This window comes from Flammeovirga sp. OC4 (assembly GCF_000812565.1).
In the GTDB taxonomy this organism is placed as follows: domain Bacteria; phylum Bacteroidota; class Bacteroidia; order Cytophagales; family Flammeovirgaceae; genus Flammeovirga.
On record NZ_JTAM01000003.1, the window covers coordinates 145,960 to 169,706 of the forward strand.

Annotated in this window: 15 protein-coding genes; 3 read left to right on the plus strand and 12 right to left on the minus strand. The window is 34.1% G+C overall.

Annotated elements, in window-relative coordinates:
* Window positions 1-268: 268 nt before the first annotated feature.
* Both PL77_RS03645 and PL77_RS03650 read right to left on the minus strand, forming a co-directional pair.
* Window positions 269-883 (minus strand): hypothetical protein, encoded by a 615-nt coding sequence (locus PL77_RS03645; protein WP_044201886.1) that lies wholly within the window; start codon window positions 881-883, stop codon window positions 269-271.
* 571 nt (window positions 884-1,454) lie between these two features.
* Window positions 1,455-2,732, minus strand: coding sequence for an MFS transporter (locus PL77_RS03650; protein ID WP_044201888.1), 1,278 nt, complete (start codon window positions 2,730-2,732; stop codon window positions 1,455-1,457).
* Window positions 2,733-3,050: 318 nt separating this feature from the next.
* Between PL77_RS03650 and PL77_RS03655 the strand changes: the two genes are divergently transcribed.
* From PL77_RS03655 to PL77_RS03665, 3 genes are read left to right on the plus strand one after another with little or no spacing between them, the layout of a single operon-like run.
* A complete protein-coding gene (locus tag PL77_RS03655; RefSeq protein ID WP_044201890.1) occupies window positions 3,051-7,181 on the plus strand; it encodes a DUF445 family protein in 4,131 nt (1,376 codons plus the stop codon).
* Between the two features lie 29 nt (window positions 7,182-7,210).
* Entirely contained in the window at window positions 7,211-7,999 is a 789-nt protein-coding gene (locus PL77_RS03660; protein ID WP_044201892.1) for a DUF3575 domain-containing protein, read from the plus strand.
* A 44-nt stretch (window positions 8,000-8,043) separates the two neighbouring features.
* Entirely contained in the window at window positions 8,044-8,769 is a 726-nt protein-coding gene (locus PL77_RS03665) for a hypothetical protein (protein ID WP_156152229.1), read from the plus strand.
* Between the two features lie 126 nt (window positions 8,770-8,895).
* Here PL77_RS03665 and PL77_RS03670 read toward each other — a convergent pair whose 3' ends face one another.
* The 10 genes from PL77_RS03670 to PL77_RS03715 all read right to left on the minus strand — a co-directional run bounded on the left by PL77_RS03670 (window position 8,896) and on the right by PL77_RS03715 (window position 23,739).
* Complete coding sequence (locus PL77_RS03670) at window positions 8,896-9,465, minus strand: SCO family protein (RefSeq protein WP_253273959.1); 570 nt, start codon at window positions 9,463-9,465, stop codon at window positions 8,896-8,898.
* Between the two features lie 61 nt (window positions 9,466-9,526).
* Window positions 9,527-10,120: a toxin-antitoxin system YwqK family antitoxin gene (locus PL77_RS03675; protein ID WP_044202142.1), complete on the minus strand. Its 594-nt coding sequence runs from the start codon at window positions 10,118-10,120 to the stop codon at window positions 9,527-9,529.
* Window positions 10,092-10,901: a YHYH protein gene (locus PL77_RS03680; RefSeq protein ID WP_044201898.1), complete on the minus strand. Its 810-nt coding sequence runs from the start codon at window positions 10,899-10,901 to the stop codon at window positions 10,092-10,094. Before PL77_RS03680 ends, PL77_RS03675 begins: the two co-directional genes overlap by 29 nt.
* Before the next feature lie 215 nt (window positions 10,902-11,116).
* Window positions 11,117-11,953 (minus strand): AraC family transcriptional regulator, encoded by an 837-nt coding sequence (locus PL77_RS03685; protein WP_216595875.1) that lies wholly within the window; start codon window positions 11,951-11,953, stop codon window positions 11,117-11,119.
* An 83-nt stretch (window positions 11,954-12,036) separates the two neighbouring features.
* Complete coding sequence (locus PL77_RS03690; RefSeq protein WP_044201902.1) at window positions 12,037-12,603, minus strand: carboxymuconolactone decarboxylase family protein; 567 nt, start codon at window positions 12,601-12,603, stop codon at window positions 12,037-12,039.
* A 75-nt stretch (window positions 12,604-12,678) separates the two neighbouring features.
* Complete coding sequence (locus PL77_RS03695) at window positions 12,679-13,101, minus strand: hypothetical protein (protein WP_044201904.1); 423 nt, start codon at window positions 13,099-13,101, stop codon at window positions 12,679-12,681.
* Between the two features lie 284 nt (window positions 13,102-13,385).
* Window positions 13,386-19,880 carry a S8 family serine peptidase gene (locus PL77_RS03700; RefSeq protein ID WP_044201906.1) on the minus strand — a complete coding sequence of 2,165 codons (6,495 nt, stop codon included), beginning with the start codon at window positions 19,878-19,880 and terminating at the stop codon, window positions 13,386-13,388.
* 302 nt (window positions 19,881-20,182) lie between these two features.
* Window positions 20,183-21,577: a dihydrolipoyl dehydrogenase gene (gene lpdA, locus PL77_RS03705; protein ID WP_044201908.1), complete on the minus strand. Its 1,395-nt coding sequence runs from the start codon at window positions 21,575-21,577 to the stop codon at window positions 20,183-20,185.
* Window positions 21,578-21,731: 154 nt separating this feature from the next.
* Window positions 21,732-23,270 carry a 2-oxoglutarate dehydrogenase complex dihydrolipoyllysine-residue succinyltransferase gene (odhB, locus tag PL77_RS03710; RefSeq protein WP_044201910.1) on the minus strand — a complete coding sequence of 513 codons (1,539 nt, stop codon included), beginning with the start codon at window positions 23,268-23,270 and terminating at the stop codon, window positions 21,732-21,734.
* A 34-nt stretch (window positions 23,271-23,304) separates the two neighbouring features.
* On the minus strand, window positions 23,305-23,739 hold the full coding sequence (locus PL77_RS03715; protein ID WP_052444141.1) for a GNAT family N-acetyltransferase: 435 nt from the start codon (window positions 23,737-23,739) through the stop codon (window positions 23,305-23,307).
* Window positions 23,740-23,747 lie beyond the last annotated feature (8 nt).

The following is a 23,747-nucleotide window of genomic DNA, read 5'->3' on the forward strand; positions in this document are numbered from 1 at the left end:
GTGAAAGAAAATTTTCCTGTTAAACCTAGGATAAAAAGTTATAAGTCGAATTTAGAGTAGTAAATAGAGAAATAGATAGCACAATAGTTCATCAGTTACAGAATGAGGAAAAGTCCGGTCTTATAGAGCGGACTTTTTTATTCTTCAATAGATCACTATTGACAATGATATTATAAGACAAAAGAGGCTACCATTTATATGATAGCCTCTCCAAAGTATGAAATGAAATGAATTATTACTTATATTTTTATTTTATCTTAATGTCTAATTATAATACTGAGAAAGAATCTGAGTAAGATACTCCGTCAATGATTAATTCTGCAGTATAAGTACCTGTAGGTAATGTAGAAAGGTCGAAACGTTTTACGTTTTTCGCACCTGCTACAAATTTTGAGTTATAGATAGACTCTCCATTGTCTTTTGACAACTTCACTCTTACAAAACCTTCAACATCTTTACCTAAAATGATGTGTAAGTTTTCTTTTGCTACAGATATCTTAAATTTTTGGTTTGAAGACGCTAATTGGTAGTTCATCATTACTGCTGTATTTGATGGAGTAACAAAAAACTCTCTCACTAATATTTTATCTTCAAACTTCATTTTAAAAGAATATTTTCCTTCTGGTAAACTTTTAAAATTAATGTCTTCTTTTACTTTTCCAGATGCAATAACTGTTTTTGAAGTATAAACTTTCCCAGCTTCATCTGCTATTTGAAAACTAATTTCTTCTCCTTCTAAATTATCGAAAATAATAGATGCTGATGTTCCATCAGTAGAAGCTTTGAAGAAATAAGAAATTCCGTTAAATGGTAAATAATAATCTTTAGCTGATATACTAAGAGAGATTAATAGTGTGGCGAATAAGAATGTTAACTTTTTCATAGTATGTATATTTAATTTTTCGTTTTGTTCTGTTTTGATTACATCACAAAGGTGTAGGATAAAATTCTATTGTCAAAGTCAAAATCACCAAAATATTTTAAGTGTAAAATAACACTTTTGAGTAATATTATTTCGTACAGAATACACTTTATTCCTTTTTACTCATTAAGTGTAAGTTGATCCTAATGCATTGTTAGGAAGATTAGCAATTATGTAATACTATGTTTGTAAAGTGTATCAGCGTACACTTATCGTAAAAAACGACACTTAAAAAATGTTAAAATAAATTCATTCATCTCTACTTAATATTGAAGTGAACATTTATTCATTTCAATAAAATAATTAACTGTCAATCTGTAATAAAATTGATGCATTGCTGTAGAATAAAAGCTGCTTTATCACCATATTCTTACCGTGGGTTTCTTTCGATTGAGAAATCGAAACATAAAAAGGCTCAATTATGGTCTTGGTTTATCATGTTGAAGGGGTTCGATCACACATCTTAATATAAAAAAAACACCTTACCATTTCTGGTAAGGTGTTTCAATGTATATTTTCTAACTCTGACTTCTTAGTCTAAGTTATGCTTATATCCAACTAAAGCGTAGTATACAAGGTAAGCCTCGCAAAGAATTACGATACCCCAAGTCATTTGCCAATCACCTAAAGCATCCGCACTTACACCTTGTAACCAAGGAAGAATAGCACCACCTGCTACACCAATCATCAAAGCACCTGAACCTTTTGCAGTATATGGACCTAATTTATCAATCGCTAAAGCGAAGATTGCTCCCCACATGATTGAGTGCATTAAACCAATACCTACTAATAACCATAATTGTTGTGTCAACATACCCGCTACAGTTAATACTAAAGCGATAGCTGCTGTTACTAACAATTGAGTTTGACCAGGGATTTTTGCTAAGAATGATCCACATAAACGACCTACTAACATTGAACCCCAATAGAAAGTTGCCATTAAAGCGTAAGTTTCTTTTGGTATACCAATTTGTTTTGCATGAAGAACGATGTTTGAACCTACAGCTACTTCTGCACCTACATAAACGAAGATGGCAACAACACCTAAAGTTAAGTGTTTAAAGCTCCAGATTGATTTTGTTAAAGTAGAAGGATCTACCTCTTCACCGTCATCAGATGCCATTGGATTTGGTAATTCAATTTTACCTAAAACACCTGCAACCACTGCAATAACAATCATTAAGATTGAAAGAGGTAACAAGATTTGAGCTACTTTTGGAGCCATACCACCAAAGATGATAGAAGCTACGAAGAAAGGTGCTGCTGTTGTACCAATTGAGTTTAAGGCACCAGCAATACTTAAACGAGTTACTGAAGATGTTCCTGGAACTTCACAAACTGCAATAAATGGGTTAATTACTGTTTGTAATACTGCTAATGCACAACCCAAAGCATATGATCCTAATAAAAAGATAAAGAATGCTTGAGGCACTGCACTTTCACCGATTGCTACTGTAGGAAGATCAGCAAATTTAGCTGACAATGCTTCAATACCTAAGGCTGCTACCAAGATGATAAGACCTCTGATCAAAGTTGCTTTATGACCTTTGTTATCTACCCAGCTTGAGGCAATGTTACCCATAGTAGGGTATCCCATGAAGAATGCAAACGTAATGAACGTTGCTAATGTGTTTTGTAGTGCCCCTGCTTCAGAAAGTAAAGCTTCCTGTAATGGTGCTTGGAATTGTTGGTTTACTACTGTTAAGAAACCTACAATGAACATTAACCCAACCATAATTAGGAAAGGCCCTGTGTTGTTTTTTTTAGTTTGAACGTCTTTCACAATCGTTTTTTCTATAGTTTCACTCATCGTTTTGAGACAAAATTGTTAATTAAAAAGTGTTTTAAGTGGAATTAAATTAGTGATCAAAATAATAGGACGAATAATACTTCAATTCATTATCCCTTAAAAAACCTAAACCGTTTGCAATATAGATTTAGAATTTAGAAAGTAAGAATGACACTTATCAGTTTTATCCAATATCATCATTTTAGAGTCACATTTTAACAAATAAAAACATTTGTTAGAAATTACTTTGAAACCCTTTTTCATTCGAAATATATTTCTTTTTTCTAATTCTATTCAAAAAATGTTTGTATTCCATGGAGTTTATTGCAACTTTATTTTATGATCAGTGAAGTACTATTAAAAATATTTTCAGGTTCTGTTGTAGGTTATACTACTAATGATCTCGCCCTTAGAATGTTATTTGAAAAGGTGATGGGTATCCCTAGTATAGTGGAACAAACAAAGGATCAATTCATTAATAATATCAGTCAACTCGTTGAATCTGAAATTATCAGACACGACAACATCAGCGAAGAAGTGAAAAAAGAGGCATTTCAAAATGCTTTACAAGTCATGCTGACTGAATTTATTGAAACGCATTTAAAAGAAGCTTTTCAAGAAGATGAATTGATTGCAGATATTCCTGAAATCAATACTTCTATAGATCGTTTTTTAGCCCTGATTGATGAGCAATCCAAAGAAACGATTCGTAAAGGATTGAATGGGCTGTTAATGAATTCCCATATCACAGATTTCACTTCCAAACAACATATCCGCTATGTATGTGATCAATCTTTCGATATTATTCTTTCCATTTTAAAGAAAGAGAATCTTATTGAAGTATTGACCAATGACATCTGGCATGAATTCAAAAGGGAACAAGTGAAGAGTGTTGTATCCCCTATTCTTTTTGAAGCAATTGATCAATATACAGGTGATTTTTTTGATGAATTACATCAATTGATCAAAAATGACGAGTTACCTCTGAATAATTTTATTGATAACTTTTTAAAGCAGATTGAGAATGACGAACTGATTTTAAAGCTAAGTCAATCTATCTCTCAGAAAAGCATCAGTGAACTCTTAGGATCGGGTGATCATGTGAATATCGCCAAGGAAGTACACCGCATCTTGGATAAAGAATTACAAGATCAGAGCGATAATGCACCCATTAAAAGACTTATTAATATTCTTATTGACGTAATCAGTCAAGAAGAAACGACCATCTTTGATATTCTTCCTCCTACCATTGCTGAAAATTTCGAAAACTTTCTAAGAAGCAATATTCCAATTATTCTTGACGCCGTTGTTGAATGGATTCAAGAAAATCGGGAAGAAATCAATCACCTCGTTAATGAGGCTTTTGAAGAGGAAGCTAGTTTAATTGGACGCTGGTTAATGGGGCTTTTCGTTGATAGTGTTAGTGAACGCTTCAAAGTCGTTGACGAGATCATTCATATTGCGAATGATCAAAAAACGGATCAAAACTCAAAGGCACTTGCAGAACAAGGTGCTGAGTTTATGCTCGACTATCTTAAGAAAAATAGCATCGGCAGTTTAATTCAGAAATTCGATCAAAAAGGACTCATCAATACGCTGCATGCATTATTAAAAACGCTCATTGATGAGAAACTACTGGGGCAAGGTGCAGAATCGATGTCCTCCATCATGGATAAAAGAATAGAAAGTATTTGGTCATCAGACAGACAACATGAAGATCTTTCTAAACTTTTTAAGTTTCTAATTGACGAACAGCTGATTTCAAAATTCATCTATCAGAAAAAATCAACGGAGAAAGCGAAGATTATTGTCAGCGAACGTTTGGATCGCATCAAAGAACAACCTTTGTATTCGTTGTTTACAGACGCTACCATTGCCAAATTTGGGAATAAAACACAAAGTTTCTCAGAAGAAGTAATGGCCTCTGAAAAGGTCGCTATTTCTAAGGCTTTGGAAGGGATTATTGATAAAGAAATTACAAATAAACCTTTTTCAAAGTTAATCAGTTCAAATACCGTTGAGAAGTGGACTCCAAAGCTCAAAAAACTGTCAGTAGCTTTTATTCGAGATGAATTTGAAAAAGGGAAGCAACGCCCTATTCATGATTTGGTAAAAATAGCCCAAAAAAGTGCTTCACTTCCCAAAAAGCTCACCTCAGGTATAGTTGGGTATATTGATAGAAATATCAATCGACTGATGAAAGGGCAAGTGAGTAGAATTGTAGCTGATAATCTTCAAAATAAACATAATAAATTGCCTGAAATGGTAAAAGGGTTTATGGGCGAGAACATGAAACCTATTACTTATTTTGGTGCATTTTTAGGCGCTATTGCCGGAGGATTAACAGCTTATGTCCCTATGGGTGAAAATCCACTCAGTTTAGGGTTAAGCATCGCCCTAGTCTATGGTATTACGGGTTTAGCAACCAATTGGATTGCCATTAAAATGATCTTCAGGCCGTATACTGCAAAATATGTAATGGGTATTAAAGTGCCTTTTACGCCTAGTGTTGTCTCTGCAAATAAGGAAAACTTTGCTAACAATATGGGTAAATTTGTCGGGCAACAATTGCTCAATGAAGAGTCTATAGGCAACGATATTCAAGGAAAACTAACTTCACTCAAAGACAGTATATACAATACCTTTGTAGAAACCGATTACCGCACATTGGATATTCTTTTAGAAACTGAAAAGAAAGGAATTTCAAAGAAGGTAAGTAAAGACTTCACTCACAATTTGTTTTCAAAAAGGTATGAATACGCTCAAACTTTTGCCAATAAAATAGAAGAAGAAATTGTAAAAATCGATTCATTTCCGGCAAGTTCATTGCAAACTAAATTCATTGATTTTGCACATAAAGATGCGGTTTATGAAACTTTGTCTAAATTCTTATCAGATAAAGTGATTGATTTGTTCAATAATGACTTAATGCTCAATGATGCAATTCCTGATAAATTTGTCGATCAGATGTTTGACGCTGTCAAACAAATTCTCAAAAAGCAATTGGACAAAGCGCATCAATGGATATTAAAAGATGATTTATTTGATCAACTGAAGAAAGTTTTCAGGGATAAATTGATTGAATATAGAACGAAGTCGTTGAATGAAATTCCGATCTTCAGTGATAATAAAGTAAAAATCAAAGAAAGTATTTGGAAACTCATGATGGAAACATTGGGAAAAGAGGATTTCCAAAACAAGATTTTACATTTCTTTGAGAAACAATTATTAGACATTTCCAATCAAGAACAACCCATAAGAACATTGTTTGGTGGAAAACCTTATGAAGCACTTCAAGCAAACAGCATACATATCGTTGAGCAATTGATACAAAGAGTCATCAACCATCTTAATGAAAATGATGAAAAAATTGCTCAAGATGTCTATACTTCTGTAGTGAATAAAAGAAGAATGGCAGCCCTATATGAGGGGAATATCAAAAGAACCTCAATGGCATTGACCAATAAAAAAATCCCTGATTTATTGTTGAGAGGACTTCCTGATATTACTCAAAAAATTCAAGACAGAATTTCTATTATTTCAAGAAAAACGAAGATTAAAGATCTCAATGTGGCCATAAATAACGAGCCGATTAAAGAGACCGTGCTTGGTCTACTTCAAAATCATCGATTATTGACAAGTGTGCAATTTGTGCTGAACAGAATTGTTGATGAAATTTTTGAAACAAAGATTGAAAAAATTCTAAGTGTAGGAGCACTCTCTGAAGGTGAATTGTATGATCAACTCAGTTTAAATCTTGCTCCAGAGATAGAAATTATAAGAAACCACCTTGCTGATAGAATTTCTGATGAAGTCAAACAAGACAACATTGTCAATGAATTATCTGATATCATCAAAGAAATTTCAAAGAAGGTCATACTTTCTAAAAAAGTAAAAGACATATTTAAAAATACAGATGAGCAAGAACTTCGTGAAGGTATTCAAAGCACTTTCACTATTTTATTGAATTCAAGGTCGTCTCAAAAATTTATAAGTACTATAGCACATTATATTGCTGAATACCTTGAACAAAATGGCATCTCTGAGATCGTCAATCATGAACAATTGATCTATGATGTAGAAAAAGGGATTGCAAAATCTTTAGAAAACAACAAAAATCAAGAAGTGATTAGGGAGTTGATTAAAAATCTCTCTGTAATATTTTTGAATGATTTCAACAAATGCCTTACTACTGACACCAAGAATTATCTACTGAGTAAGATGCTCGATGGACTGATGCAATCTGCCTCTCCACATACAAGTGCATTAATCAAAACAATAGATTTCCAAGGCATAGTGGTCAATGAGATTAATCAAATGGACCCTGCCAAGATTGAGGAACTTTTTTATGGTTTTGCAGGCATGTATTTCAGAAGATTAATTATTTATGGATTCTTTTTAGGATTGCCGATTGGAGCAATGTTAGATTTTGGTTTGATTCAATTAGTTTCTTTAGTCTTAAAAGAGTAAATTGAATTGACCAAAAACCAATTTCAAAAATGAAAGCTACCTTTATACTCTCTTTTTTAGTCTTATTGTTTTTCAATACTACTTTTGCTCAAAAGCAAAAAAAAACGTTAGACATTGAGCATGACTCAAGCATCACAATGATGCGTAAAAACATTGTTCGTTTTAATCTTACTCCTTATTTACTTTGGGGAAGCGGAAATTATGTCTTAGGATATGAACGAAGAATCAATGATTTTCAATCTGTTTCTTTAAATGTGGGAAGTCTTACTTTCCCAAAAATTGTCAATCTACCTCTGGGTAATGGCGCTGCAAGAGATTTCAAAAATACAGGCTATAGTATTGCAGCAGATTATAGACGTTATTTTAAGAAAAGAAATAGAGGTTTTGCCCCTGATGGTTTGTATTGGGGACCCTATATTGCATATTACAGATACAATTTAAGCAATAATGTTAGTTTCGATAGCCTTGGAGGTCAGCCCGTTCAAGGTGAACCTATTCAAGCAACAATGAAAGGAAGTGCAGATATTCTGAATATAGGTATTGAATTAGGATATCAATTTATTATTAAAAAAAGAATTGCTGTGGACCTTATCATGATAGGTCCTGGCTATGGTATTTATACGGGAAAACTAAAGTTGGATAGTGATGTGGAAATCCCCGAAGAAGCTGAAGTTTTACAAGAAATAAAAAATGGATTAATTGAAAAATTCCCTGGGCTTGATGGTTTACTCGATGGAGAAGAAGTCAATACCAATGGAGATTTCAGGACATGGACTGGAGGTCTTCGGTTTGTGATACAAGTGGGATATTCTTTTTAATATAGTTACTGCAACCAAACAAATATTTTACATTTTAATATACTATGAAAACTCTTACACTCATTTCGCTACTATGCCTAAGCTCTTTCATCTGCTTTGGTCAACAATTCGTACCTGCAATACCTTCAACTGCTATGTCAGGTGCTAAAAACTCCTATGTGATCAAAAATGATGGCACTAAAATCATAGGAAAAGTAACTTCTTCCTATCTCGTAAAAAATGTATTGAAAAGTTTCACCTTTAAAACAGAAAGTGGGGAGAAATTTAAATTCAAAGCAGAAGATGTAAAGGAAGTAGGGATCAAAACTCTGAAAATACAAACCTACACACAAGCTGTTACTGCCAACTCTATCACTGAATTAGCGGGAAGAGACTTCAATAAAGTTGTTGACCAAGAGTACTTCTACTTTGAACAAGCATTGCTTCCTGGCAAGAAAAATAAATTTGCCTTAATGCAACTTTTAAACCCTGGTTTTGACCATGTTGTAAAAGTATACAAAGACCCGAATGCTAAAGAAACTACTGGACTTGGTGTTGGAGGTATAAAAGTCACTGGCGGTATTGACAAATCCTATTTAGTATGTGATGCAGGATCAAATAGAGCCGTTTACCTTGAAAAGAAAAAGTATACAAAAGAATCAAAGACGGTCATTTTCACAAAATGCCCTGACATCTTCGAGAAATATTACGGAGGTGATAAATTTGCGTGGAGAGATTTTGCCGAGCACGTATATGTTTATGACCAACTTTGTGGTGATCAGGCAAAATAAAATTGCTCTTTTCAAAGTCTTTTAAGTAGACAAAAAGATTCCCATTTCTAGTATTAAAGCTAAAAGAAATGGGAATCTTTTTATGTATATGTCATTAAAACAATTCTGAGCTATAGGAAAAACGTTCTAAGCTTCTTCTTTTAGGATTTGAATATCCTTGACTAATTGACGCATTTCTAATTTTAAGGTACCATTATAAATACCTCTGATTTTTTTATTCTGATCTACTAAAATAAAATGTTCCGTATGTAAAAATTCAGTACTATCTTTTGTAAAACCTAAGTCTTCTTCAGCAAAATAAGACTGCCTTGCCAATTGATAGATTTCCCCTTTGGTTCCCGTCAAAAAATGCCAATTTTCAGAGGTAATTTCTTTAGCCGTTACATACTCCTGTAAAACTTCCACATTGTCTATCCAAGGAGTAACAGTGTAGGACATTAATTGTATATCATTATCATCTGAAAACTCATCATCTACAATTTTCATATTTTCTGTCATTACAGGGCAAATACTTCCACAACTTGTAAATATGAAATTCGCCACATGTATTTTCCCTTCAATATCTTTTTGAGTAATGATCTGATTATGTTGATTTTTCATCTCAAAATCAGCGATAGAGTGCGTAATTTTAGATTCAATTTCTTGATCAGAACTCAAAAAATGAGGTGTAAAATCAGGTGTATTATAAAAAGGCAATTGCTTTTCATTTTTTACACAACTAGTATTTACAAAAACACTAATGATTAGAGCTATACAACTAAAAAGTCTCATCTGATACATTAATACAATTTTTTGTTCCTAACAATCCAAATCTTCTTCCCTCTTTGATTACATAATTCGCTTTGATTTTTCCATTATCATACCATACCTGTTGTACTCCTTCTTCTTTTCCAATATGATAATTTTGATTTCGTATTAAGCGACCTGAACCTGTCCAAGCTTTTGCATTTCCTTCATAAAGGTCATTTTGAAAGTTGGTGATAAAACGAATCTTTCCATTGGGGTAATAACCAATTTGTTGTCCTTCTTTTTTCCCTTCTTTGTAATACCTTACTTCTTCTAAGATATTATTAGGGTAATACTTCACCCACTTCCCTTCCTTTTGACCATCAGAATACCTTCTTACACGAAGTGTATCAGTACCATTAGGATAAGTCCAATAAATCATTCCACTAAAACGTTTCCCATTCACATAGAAAATACCTTTAGAAGATTTTGTCGATACCTCTTGAGCGTTAACCATTTCAAGAGATACCACTTTCTTATTTTCACGTTTCTGTGGTGCACATGAAAATAAGAAAATGAAGAGAAGTAAGATAAAATTAGTTGGTTGAAGTACCTGGCGTTCCATAATATCCATTTCCGTTAATGTAAGGGTCTTCTGCAGTAATATGATAATGATATGTACCATCAGGGTAATCTTCAGTAGCGTGTGAATGACCGTGATAATCGTCTAAATCGTCATTTGTAACAGCTACTCCATTCTCCCTTGGTCCATAAACTGGGAAACCATCCAATAAAAAGCCCAATAAGCCTTCTGATCCAATTGTGTCTTGGCTTGTTAAATAAACAGGTTCTAAATGGTAATGATACTCCCCTGATCTCTGCGGATGACCATTGTATTGATCAAAACTAAAAATTTCATCTGTCAAAGGTTGATTGTTAGGGCCAGCATATTGGTTATAAAAAGACACGCCATTGACTGCAATTCCCATAGTCCCTAAAGAAGTAGGTTGATGGTTTGTTGCTTCTTGGGGATTTAAAGGTAATTTGACTACACGATCAAAAGAAGAAATACGATTGGGATTTAAATGAAAGTCATTACTATTATATGCCTCATAACGACTACTCCACTCTGTATCTTGATAATAAGGGCTTCCATGGTCGGGCAGACCGTCCACTTCAATCACTACAAAATCTCCTTCAACGTATATATCTGAAGCACCATATATTTTTTTATAAACAGATAAATCTACACTTGAATCATCATCAGACGAATCATCGTTTGAAGTATCGTCATCAACAGTAGGAGTTTCATCTTGAGGTGTGACATTAGAATCGTCTTCATCACTCGTCGAACAATTCATTAAAAAAGTACACAATAGTAGAGTCACTAAATAAGCTTTTTTCATAGTAAAAATAGAATAATGGTTATTTTTCAATCAATATCTATCCATTAAAGGGGTACGCCATACCGTTGTACCCAATTATTAGATACTTTTTTTGAAAAATTCATATAAAAAGTAGTTTTAAAAGCTACAAAAAATTTTCATCAACTACAAAAAGTTACACACCACCATCTAAAAAACAAGCTATTTCAACTATTCATACTATTATAATACAATTATCATGAATTAGCATTCCGGAATTGAGAAGGAGACATTCCTTCCTTCTTTTTAAATATTCTTGTAAAATAAAGAGGGTCATTATACCCTACATCATAGGCAATTTCGTTGATGGGTAATGTGGTTGAATGTAATAGTTCTTTGGCTTTTTTAATTCTTTGACTGGACAAATACTTGGAAGGAGTTTCATCATATACTTTCTGAAATTCTCTTTTAAAAGAAGATACACTTAAATGACATAACTTTGCTAACTCTTCAATCGACAAATTAGAAAAGGTATGTAATTCAATAACCTTTTTTAGGTGAGAAGTCCTAGGAGAATAAAGATCATTGATCAATTCTAAAACCGAGGAAACATTATTCGTTTGGATAAGCAGCAACACTAACTCTTTGATTTTTAACTCCAACAAATCTTCGTTTACTAAAGAGGGGTTATCAAAATAAAATTCCAAAGAATCGATAAAGCGGGCAATAATAGCTTCATCTTCTACAATTCTAGTTTTAGGGTTGGTCATTTGTTTTTCAATCAACTTAGGTAGCTCATTGATATACAATTTCTTTAATAAATCTGGAAATAGATGTACTGCTATTACTTCAACACTTTCCTTTTCCTGTTTTTGTAAAAACTCTAGAAAGTAGGTATCACAACGCAATAAAATTGCTTCTTTCTTCTGCACTTCCACATTATCTTGCCCTGAATGTAACTTTATATGAGCATCTTTCATATACAAAAAACACCCTTCATTCTGAAAAACTCTTTCTTTCGTGTAAGGTACTTTGATTGTGGTTTTCTCAATAAGAGGTCTACCTTGATAATTAAAACTAATTGCTCCTTCCATATTCATAAAGTGAAGATACCGAAAAAAGAGGTGATTAAATAACCACCCCTTTTACAAAATTTAAACTGCTTCGAGATGTTTTTTTAAACATGCTCTACACCTTTCTTATCCCATGCAAATGGCTGAAAAGCATTATCTAGTGGTGTTTTAGACACATGGTTTGTATAATTACTTATGGTCTTCTGTGCCAAACCTAAGATAATTTCTAATACATTCGTTTCAGTGTAGCCTGCACTAAAGAAAGCTCCAAGTTGATCTTCTGTCACGAAACCTCTTTCACGTACCAATGCAATTGTGAAAGTTCTAAGTGCTTCTAGTTTTTCATTTGGCAGCGGCGTCTCATTTCTTAAAGCTTCTGTGATTTCTGGAGCAACCTTCATTGCATTTGCAATTGCTGTATGCGCAGGAACACAATAGTGGCATTCATTCTCTACATTAATAGTTTGCCATACTACTGTCAATTCATCGTTATTGAATGAAGTACTAGAAAATGCCTCATGTAAATAATCGTAAGCTTTCGCTAATTGAGGAGAGTCAGCCAATGTACCAATTAAGTTCGGTACAAAACCAAATGCTTTTTTCTTTGCTTCTAATAATTCTTTACTTGCTTGAGGAGCTGTTTCTGAATTGTGGATTTTAAAATTTGCCATGATCTAATAAAATTTAGGGTGTTAGATTCCTAGACCTACTTTATGAAGGCCTTAAGAATTAAATTGATTAATGAATTAAAATAATGTGATCTTTCGGTTGTGGACTGATAGATTTAATGTTGAAGCCAATATTAATAAAACAGCCAATACAGGCGGTCTGCTTTCAAAAGGCAACACTTCTACAGGCACATTGGGATCTGAGTGTACAAATAAGGCTACAATCATAATAGGTAGCACCATAATGCTCATACCATAAAAAAGCTTATCTGCCAATTCGGGTTTTATTTTATTGTAAAAGAAGAGTAATAGAAGAGCTATAGCACCTACTATAATTTCACTACTTTGACCTATGAAGAAGGATAACTTTGGAAATGGCAATCCCACTGTCTCAATCTGCGTAGCAAAATTATAAGAAAACTGATCTGTAAACTTCACCAAGCCAGGCATAAATAAAAACAAGGCTATAAATGCGGTCGCTATTTTTTCTGAAACTTTCATCTTCTTTTCTGTTCTTTTGTTTCTAATTGATATTACAAATATCAGGGATAGAACTTTTTAGAAAATGGACAAAACGTTCAAGGATATGGACTTTTGAGAAATGAACCTTTTTATAAATAAAAAAGGCGAAAAGTATTTACAATCAGTCAGAAAAAACAAGCCCCACCACACTAAAAACCCATACTAAATGCTCATTAGCTAATGATTTTATTCTTTATATAAAAAAATGAGCCATCCCATAACTGTAGGGATGACTCATGTATAGCTTCTTTGAATAGCTCTAATTATTGAACACTAAGACGCTTAAATAATGTCTGACCATCTTCGGCCGTCAACCCAATGATATAAGTTCCTGACACAAGATTTGAAACATCAAACGAATACTGGAATGCTCCTTGTGGCACTTTATTCCAACTCTCTGAGCGTATTTTTCTACCTGTTAAATCCATCAACTCTAACAAAATTGATGTTGGTTTTTCAACCTCTATAATTAATGTAGCAGTTGTAGTTGCAGGGTTTGGATATAAACTAACTCCAGTCGGTGATTCATTAATAATACCGTTAATAATTGGCTTATTAACGATCACAGTGACTTCAAGTTCTAACGATAATTCACCATCAGTCACATTTAATGGTAACGTTGCTGTTCCTTCTAACAAAGTGAAAATTATTAATCGATTGTCATTTGTAATAGATGCATCAACTAATGTAGTATCAAAATCCCCAATTGAATATTCTATAGAGTCTCCATTTAGATCTGTAAAATATTCATCAAGATTTACGATCTTAAATTCTCCAAGTTCTAAAACTAAATCGTTAAAGTCTTGAGATAATTCAGGTGCATAGTTTTTTTCTGTCACCTCTACTTCAAGGTTAATTGATACACTTTGATCTCCAACTGAAAGTGTTATCGTATAATTTTGAAGACCTTCCAATATTCCCAATATGGACACTTTACTTTCATCTAAATTGGTGAACTCAACATTATCGATTCCCAAACTTTCCCACTCTACCTGCACTGTATTCTCTCCATTATAAGTAAAATGATCAGAAAAGTCATATGTCGTTGAATCCCCTTCTCGAAGTGAGATGAATGCATTATCATTTGTAACTTCTAATTTATTATAAGTACTAAATGTATAATCCAAACTTGCAGTATACATACCGTTAGTAGCTAAAATACTCACATTCACTTCTCCTTCCTCCAAAGCATAGATATTTAAAAGATTATTTTCTTCATAAAGTGCTACAATTCCTGCTGTATCAAAACTATAAGAATATTCAAGATTTTCTTCTTCAATCAAAGTATCTAATCCAATCAAGAAAGTTTCTCCAATAAGTAAAATATTTGGCTCATTTTCAGGCAATACTTCTACAGGGACAGAAAGCGTAGTTTCTACTTGACCATCCGATACTTTAACATGAAGGACTTCATTCCCAGAGATTGATGAATTAATAGTAATATTTCCTACTGAATCAATTTGAACATCAAGGTTTGAATCATTCTGAAGTTCAAAAGTATAAGAGAATAACCCTTCTTCTTGTTCATTGAAATGCTCTGATATATCATAATCAATAGAAGAGTTTGCATTGAAAACTAACTTAGAGACTTCCTTGATTATTACAGGTGGTCTATATCCAGGGTCTGTAACAGTTACCATAAAGGATTCTGTTATTGTCCCTAAAATATCTGATGCTTTTACTATCAATTCTATTTCTCCTTGTTGCTTTCCATAAATGACAAGTTGATTGTTATTTTCGATAGCAGCTTCTACAGATTGTACATTGTAAATTTCTATATCATAATGAATTGTATCAGCATTATAATCATAAAAATGTTCTCTCAAATCAATTACTTTAAAAGCATTTTTCTCAATTTCAAGATCTGAAATAGAATGATACACCTCAGGTAGTGTGTTGTCGTAACTTTTGGCTTTCAGTGGTATTCTGTTTACTACACCCTCAAAATAAATTTCTAAATATTCATCAAATACTACTGTTCCATCTTCAGTAGGTTTAAAGGTTACAGTCAACGCTACACTATCTTTAGGTTGTAATATACCTGATTGAGATTCAACCGTAAAAATACTATTTGTTGAAAGTATTTTTTCCAAATTAATAGCATGAGAAGACTGGTTTATTACATACATATCCAACGCCTTATGATAACCATTTGCCACACTATCAAAATCTAATACATTTCTAGATGGTGTTAAGTCTAATACGGAGATAAGAGCAGGAATTTGTCTATAAGGGTTCAATTGATCATTACTATTAACATCAATACCATAAAGATAATCGCCCGCTTGCATCCCATTAGTAACTAAACTAAATGATACTTTTTGTGATGCACCAGGTAACAAAGTACCTTCTGTTATATCTAACTCGGCAGTCCCTTGAAGTTGAAATGCAATCCATCCAAATTGATAATTTCCACCTAACTCTCCATTTATAATTTCAGTATTGCCTGACTGAAGATCTACTTGTCTAAAATCAAAATTACCGGTATCCCAATTGTAAGCAGCCATGATCATACGATTACCATCCCAAGCCAAACCTGAGCCAAAGTTAGTTTCAAAGCCAATGTAGCCTATCTCCTCGGTCTCAGCTGTAGATGGATCTATTTTCATCAATACACTATTGATGATATCAATACCATATAAGTCACCTGTGGCACCAAAAGACAAACTAATCATCAATAGTTGTGATGACCCAAAATTTCCAACTTCACTTAATGTATGATCCTGTAAATTGAACTTATAAAGTTGGTTACTATTACACAAATAAAGTTCATCACTACTCACATTATAGGCCGCACCATTTATATTATATAAATTAATTTTGCCTTGATTTACTACCTCCTCAGTTTCGGGATCAATCACATAGTAATCGCCATTAACACTAAATTCGATGTATTTATTCAGAGAGGTAATGTACTCACCAGCGCCAATAAAATCTTCAAAATAATTTTCAGTACTGTATTTTGTAAGACTTGAAATTTCCTCAGGAATCATCGAAGCATGCCCAAATTCACTCAAAGAATAATCATAGAGATAACCAAATGCAGCCTTTTCAGGAACAACAAAATCTTGATTAATATTTTGTTTTCTAGTATTAGTAAAAGTGCCTCTTCTATATTCCTCAGGTATTTGTTTGCTACTTAATCCTTTTCTAATCGATTGTTTTGTAGTACGAATTGCTCTTGGTAAGCTAAATTCATCCTCTGTAACATTCTGAATCTTTCTAACTCCAAGTGTATAAGATATAATATCTTCTCCTTCGTTTGTTAGAGTAAATTCTTGAGTTGTAATACTATCTCTTAATACAGTTGCAAATATAGAATCAGGTTGATGACTTAATACTAAATGAGGATAAGCATTCCAGATAAAATATTCTAAATCAATACTAACTGAAGATTTCGATTCATCGTTCGTAGAAAAACTAATTGTCTCTGTGTACTTTCCCTTCAAAGGAGCCCAAAAATTATAGGATAACGTCATACTATCCTTTGGAGCAATAGTTAGTTCTGTTTGTTCAATAGTAATATATTGACTGCTTGACACAATATCAGTTATTTCCAAGGGTAAATAACCATCATTATATAATTTTAATGAACCACTTTTTACGCTATCTACATAAGAAACATATGAAAAGGAAGAATCATGGTACTTTACAATTGGTCCTCCATATTGAACCTCAAAAAACACTTCTTTAATAGCCTCAGAAGGATCATTAGATCGAACCATGAAAATAGCTTGTGAAGATGACCCTTTTTCATAAGTGTGTTCCGTATCATAGTTGATTTGAATAGGTTGCGAAGAGTGTCCTGCTACATTACCATTTTCAGGGTTAATACTTTTAATGAAAGTGTTATTCCTGATTAAAATTGCCATTGATTCTTCAAGATACTCTGTATTGTAAGCAATACTAAAACCTTTACTACTATCTTCATTTTGTATTCCAATAGAATAACCTATCTCTCCAACATCTTTGTATTGGAATTTAATATTTCCATTAGAATGAAGAATAACTTCAAATTCTACTGTTTGAGAAGTATTAGAAAAGTAATAACCATCAAATTGGACAACTACATAATTGTCATATTCCCTTACATAAATTGCATTTGCATAAAGGTCTCTCCAATAAGGTGCGAGTAAGTTACCTTGGGCATAAGTACTAGGTAGTTCTTTGTAATCAAAAGAACTATATGAATTACTAAAACCAATTGTACCATTATATGAAATTTCAAGTCTACTAAAAATATTATCATAATAAGCAAACTGAAAATTACTCAAGTAATATGTTCTAGTATCATCATCTCCAGATCCATAAACAGTAGCCTCTGGATCATTTGACAAGTCTATCCAATCAAAAGTTACATTACTTGATTCTTTACTATCAACCCAACTATATTCTCCTTCATTATCGGTACCAAAACCAAATAATGTTGGCCTTCCTTGGATACTACTTTCTTGCCCTTTATGTAATTCTTCTTTTAAAAACTTAGAAGCTAAAAGCTGTTGTGTTTTTAATTCAGTAACAGTGTTAATGGAATAGGATAAAAGATCATCTCCTTCATTTGCTAATTGAAAAGTATACGAATCGCTTGATGGTTCCGATTGATGTAATATGATAGAATCAGGTACAACTGCTGTTGGTGGAATGTTTCCATTACCTGTTCCATAAAGGTTTACAGCATAAGTAGGTTGATTTGGATCATTGGTACGCATTGTCAAAGAAGTTGAGCGATTGCCAGAAGCTACTGGAGTGAATACCACTTCTAACATAGCATTCGAATTAGGCTTAATAATTAAGGAATCAACACCAACCATATAATCAGGCAGGCTTGCATTAAAATCCGTTAATACTAAATATGAATATGTTGTATTAACAAATTCTATGTACTGAGTATGATTATACCCTAAATAAATATCACCAAAACTTGCTTCACTATCCGCTACAAATTGTGGATCTTCTACGACTTCAACCACCCATCTTAAAACTCTTTTTCCTGTCTCATTGATTGAGGCAATAATATCCAAATCATAACTTCCCAACGATAAATTTGCCACATCTATCACAATATCAATAGATGCAGAAGAATTTGGAGCCACTTCAATCGGATCAGAACTAATTGAAGCAAAAGGTGCTAACGAACTAAATTCAAAAGTAAAAGTTGTATCCGATTCATTAAGAATGCTAATGGTTTGTGTTTGACTTTCACCTTGCTTAATTATTACAGTATGGTGTAATGGTGAAATATCAAATTGAACTGGTGCTGCATCTAAAGCCTTAGAAGCGTTTAAAAGCCCTGTACCCATCTTGCCTTTATAAATCACAGGCAAACCATCATCAATTGAATCAATTGAACTTTCTAAAAGTTCTCTTAACTCTCCACTTGTAATCGGACTTGAAAGGTTAGACAAAACTAAGGCTGCTACACCTGATACATGTGGACAAGCCATTGATGTTCCTTGATAGAAACCATATGAATTAAAAGGTAATGTACTTAATATTCCTTCTGATGAAACAAAAGTTTCTCCACCAGGAGCAGAAACATCCACCCAATCTCCATAGTTACTGTACCAAGATTTTTGATTTTCATGATTTGTTGCTCCTACAGCTACAATTGGTTCGTAATAACCTGGATAATAGTCTGCATCTGAATCACTATTTCCCGCAGCGAAGAAAACGATACCCCCTTGCATGGGGCTTCCTTCATATTGACCTGCTTCTTCGATAAAATAATCAACTGCATCTAAAATCTCTTGGTCATATATACCTGCAACCGTATGTCCCCAACTATTTTGAGCGATAACGGCCCCATTATCAGCAGCATAAACAAATGCTTGAGCAAACCCTCCATTATTGTAAGGACTAAACACTTCACAAGACATTAATCTTGCTCCTCCAATTACTCCATCACCTCCTGCAACTCCCGCAACACCAATACCATTATTGTTACTTGCTGAAACAGTTCCTGCTACATGAGTCCCATGAGGATCTGGATCTATAGATCCATTATTATCTACAAAATTAAACCCATAAACATCATCAATATAGCCGTTACCATCATCATCAATACCATTTCCTGGAATTTCACCAGTGTTAATCCACATGTTATTTTCAAGGTCAGTATGGCTGTAATCAATACCTCCATCCATAATAGCAACTATTACTTGATCTGATCCCATTGTAGTCTCCCATGCTTCAAACAAACTAATATCAGCACCTTCTGTTCCATTTGTTTGTCCAGTATTATGATAATGCCATTGTGCTTCTAAAAAAAGGTCATCTGTAGTCATACGCTTGACCAGCTCTGATGGGTCTATAGGCTTTGGTTTTTCGTTAGGTCTTGCCATATGATGCACACATTTAGCAATCTCAAACCCATCGTATTTTTTAAAAGACTGAGCAACGATTTCTGGGTTTTGATTGGTACTATATGTGAATTCATACCACAAATGCAAACCATGTTTTCTATGTCTTTCCTCAAATTTTTGAGAATAAGGGAATACCCTTTTCATTTGAAGAACATTATGGTTTACATAGATTTCGTCTAAAGTGGCTTGGCCCATTTGTAATGTACCATCCGATCGATTAGACTGTTGTAATGTCAAAAAAGCACGCTCAGCATCAGGTTTCAATTTCACCCTTACAACTTGAGGTATCACACTTGAATCTATACTTTTTTGTGCATAGATTTCCTGTCCAACTGTAGTACCTACAAGGAAATACACAGTAAACACAATTAGTTTGCTAATAGATTTAAAGATCATTTTGTTTTATTCTAGCTTAAGAAAAAGTAATAAAATTTAGTTTTTAGTTGAAATGAATGATTCACAATAAATTAAAGTATTACAATAGTATCAATAGATAGAATTCTATTGAATTTCATTTGTTAAACATTTATACAATAAAACGGTAAAGTTTTGTATGTCAATAATTTGCCAGTAAATCTATTTTTCAAGTACTAAAACACGCGGCAATATAGTTAATAACTATTAATTACCACCCAATAAACCTCCACAAAAAAGGCTACCCTTTCGAGTAGCCTTAAAAATATAGGATATTTATTTTTTTACATATTCAATGCTCTGTCACCTGTAGCTGCTAAACAAGCTTCCTTGATCGCTTCAGAATAAGTAGGGTGAGCATGTGACATTCTTGAAATATCTTCTGCTGACGCTCTGTATTCCATTGCTACTACACCTTCAGAAATCATATCTGCCGCTCTTGGGCCGATAATGTGCATTCCTAAGATTTCGTCTGTTTCTTTATCTGCTAAAACTTTCACCAAACCATCAATATCCATAGAGGCTCTTGCTCTACCTGATGCTCTGAATGGGAATGAACCGGCTTTGTAAGCACGTTTCGATTCTTTCAACTCCTGCTCAGTGTAACCTACTGAAGCCACTTCTGGCCAAGTGTAAACAACACCAGGAATTAATTTATAGTTGATATGAGGCTTTTCACCATTGATGTGCTCAGCTACATAAACACCTTCTTCTTCTGCTTTGTGTGCTAACATTGCTCCTTTCACAACGTCACCAATAGCGTAAATACCTTCTACTGAAGTTTGTAAGTGCTCGTTGACATCAATTCTACCGCGATCATCCATTTTACCACCGATTTCTTCGAAATTCAATTTGTCAGTGTAAGGACGACGGCCGATAGAAACTAGGCAGTAATCACCTTTGATCTCAATCTCTTTACCTTTTTTGTCTGTTGCTTTTACTACAACTTCTTCTCCTTCAACTTTTACAGACTCTACTTTAGTCTTCAAGTTGAATTTGAAACCTTCTTTCTTCAATACCTTTTGCATTTCTTTTCCTAAAGAAACGTCCATTGTAGGGATTAAAGAATCAGCGTATTCTACTACTGTTACTTCAGCACCTAAACGTGCATAAACTGAACCTAATTCCAATCCAATTACACCACCACCTATTACAATAAGGTACTTAGGAATTTCTTCTAGTTTTAAAGCCTCAGTTGAAGTGATTACTCTTTTCTTATCAAACTCAATAAAAGGAAGCATTGTAGGTTTAGAACCTGTTGCAATAATTGTTTTTTGAGTGTTGATTACTTTTGACTCTTCACCGTCAATTTTGATTGTATTTTTATCTACAAATGAACCAAAACCTTCGTAAACGTCAATTTTATTTTTCTTCATCAAGAAAGCGATACCGTCAGTAGTTTGTTTTACTACTTCACCCTTTCTTGCGATCATTTTACCAAAGTCAATTTTCGGCGTCTCTACTTCTAAACCGTGATCAGCAAAACGGTGAACCGCCTGATGATACAATTCTGAAGAGTCTAACAATGCTTTTGAAGGAATACATCCAACATTCAAACATGTTCCACCAAGAGTAGAGTATTTTTCAATTAATGCTACTTTCATTCCTAATTGAGCAGCACGGATGGCAGCAATATAACCGCCGGGACCTGAACCGATCACTGTTAAATCGTATGTCATATCTGATCCTAAAAAGGTATTTTAAAGAAAGGAATGCTAGAAATGTTTCCAGCATTCCTTAGTGTTTATTTTAGTAAGTTTGTTTTGTGTAGTTTAATTAAAGTAATTAAATCTACGGTTAGAGCTTGTTCCAACAATGCTCAATAGCTTAGGTCTATACGTCTAATAATAAACGGATTGGATCTTCAAGCAATTCTTTCACACGCTTCAAGAAGCTCACTGATTCACGTCCGTCAATGATTCTGTGATCATAAGACAAGGCAACGTACATGATAGGTCTGATATGCACCTCTCCGTTGATTGCTACTGGACGTTCCACAATGTTGTGCATTCCTAAGATTGCTGACTGTGGAGCATTGATAATTGGAGTCGATAACATTGAACCAAATACACCACCGTTTGTAATTGTGAATGTACCTCCTTCCATTTCTGGAATAGTCAATTTATTATCACGAGCTTTTAACGCTAAACGTCTTACCTCTTTCTCGATATCAGCTAGACTTAATGACTCCGCATTTCTGATTACCGGTACTACTAAACCTTTTGGAGCAGAAACCGCAATAGAAACATCCGCATAGTCATTGTATACTAATTCGTTTCCGTCGATGTAAGCGTTTACTGCTGGCCATTCTTGTAAGGCTACAGTTACGGCTTTTGTAAAGAATGACATGAAACCTAATCCAATCTCATGCTTGTCTTTGAACATCTCTTTGTATTTCTTACGAAGATCCATTACAGGCTTCATGTCTACTTCGTTGAAAGTAGTCAACATAGCTGTTTCGTTCTTCACTGAAACCAAACGACGAGAAACTGTTTTACGAAGAGCAGTCATTTTCTCTCTTCTTTGAACTCTTTCACCTGGAGCTGCTACTGGAGCTGGAGCTTCCGCTGCTTTCGGTGAAGATTTCTTAGGAGCTGCAGCAGGCTTTTGTGCTTTCTCTGCATCTTCCTTCGTGATACGACCATCAACACCTGTACCTTTTACAGTAGATGGATCAATACCTTTTTCAGCTAAGATCTTCGCCGCTGCTGGAGAAGCGTGACCTGTAGCATAAGTAGTGTCACCTGAAACTGCTGCAGAAGGAGCTGATGCTGCTGGAGCATCTGAACTTGCAGCGGCTGCCGGAGCACCACCTTCCATTACTTCGATCTTACAAATTGGAGCACCGATTTCTAAAGTCTCATCTTCTTGAGCGATGATTCTTAAGATACCCGACTCTTCTGCTGTCAATTCAAACGTTGCTTTATCAGATTCGATCTCGCAAAGAAGATCATCTAATTCCACATAATCGCCGTCTTCTTTCGCCCATGAAGCAATTGTAACTTCAGAAATAGATTCACCTACTGTAGGCACAACCATTTCCATTACTTCACCAGTTGCTTTTGGACCTTCTGATGACGCTGCAGCTGGAGCTGCTTCTTCAGTCGCTGCTGCTTTTGGAGCACCACCGGCACCTTCTTCGATTGTACATAATAATGCACCAATCTCTAAAGTTGCATCTTCTTCAGCGCCTTCTGCGATTGTGATTACACCGTCTGCTTCTGCTACTAACTCAAAAGTAGCTTTATCAGATTCTAATTCACAAAGGACATCATCCAATTCAACTGTATCGCCGCTTTCTACTAACCATCTTGCGATAGTTACTTCAGTGATCGACTCACCGACAGCTGGAACATTCATTTGTAAGCTCATAATTTTATATTTTTTGCGATTCCTCGCGAGAGTTCTAAACTAGTTTTTTTATAAATTTATAATGAGGGATTCCTACCTCCTCAAACTGATCACCCACTACTTCGTAGTTCATACCTTCATAAAATTCCTTTGCAACTGCTCTCGCATGCAAAGAGATTGTTTCGAAACCGTGATCCATTGAGAAAAACTCACTAAACTGGACCATTAAAGAACCTAAGCCTTTACCTCTCTGATCATCCCTTACAGCTACTTGTCTCATTTTAATTTCTTCTAGAGAAATCGGTTTTAATACTAGGCAAGCAACAACTTCATCATTATCGTTCATAGCTGCTAAGTGATAGCTATCGAACTCTTCAGATAATTCCTCCTCTGAAAATTGTAATCCAAGTGGTTTACGTAAAACTTCGTCACGTAATGCTACTGTTAATTTGTGGTCAGCGGAATTAAAAGCTACTTCTTTAATAATCATAATTTAAT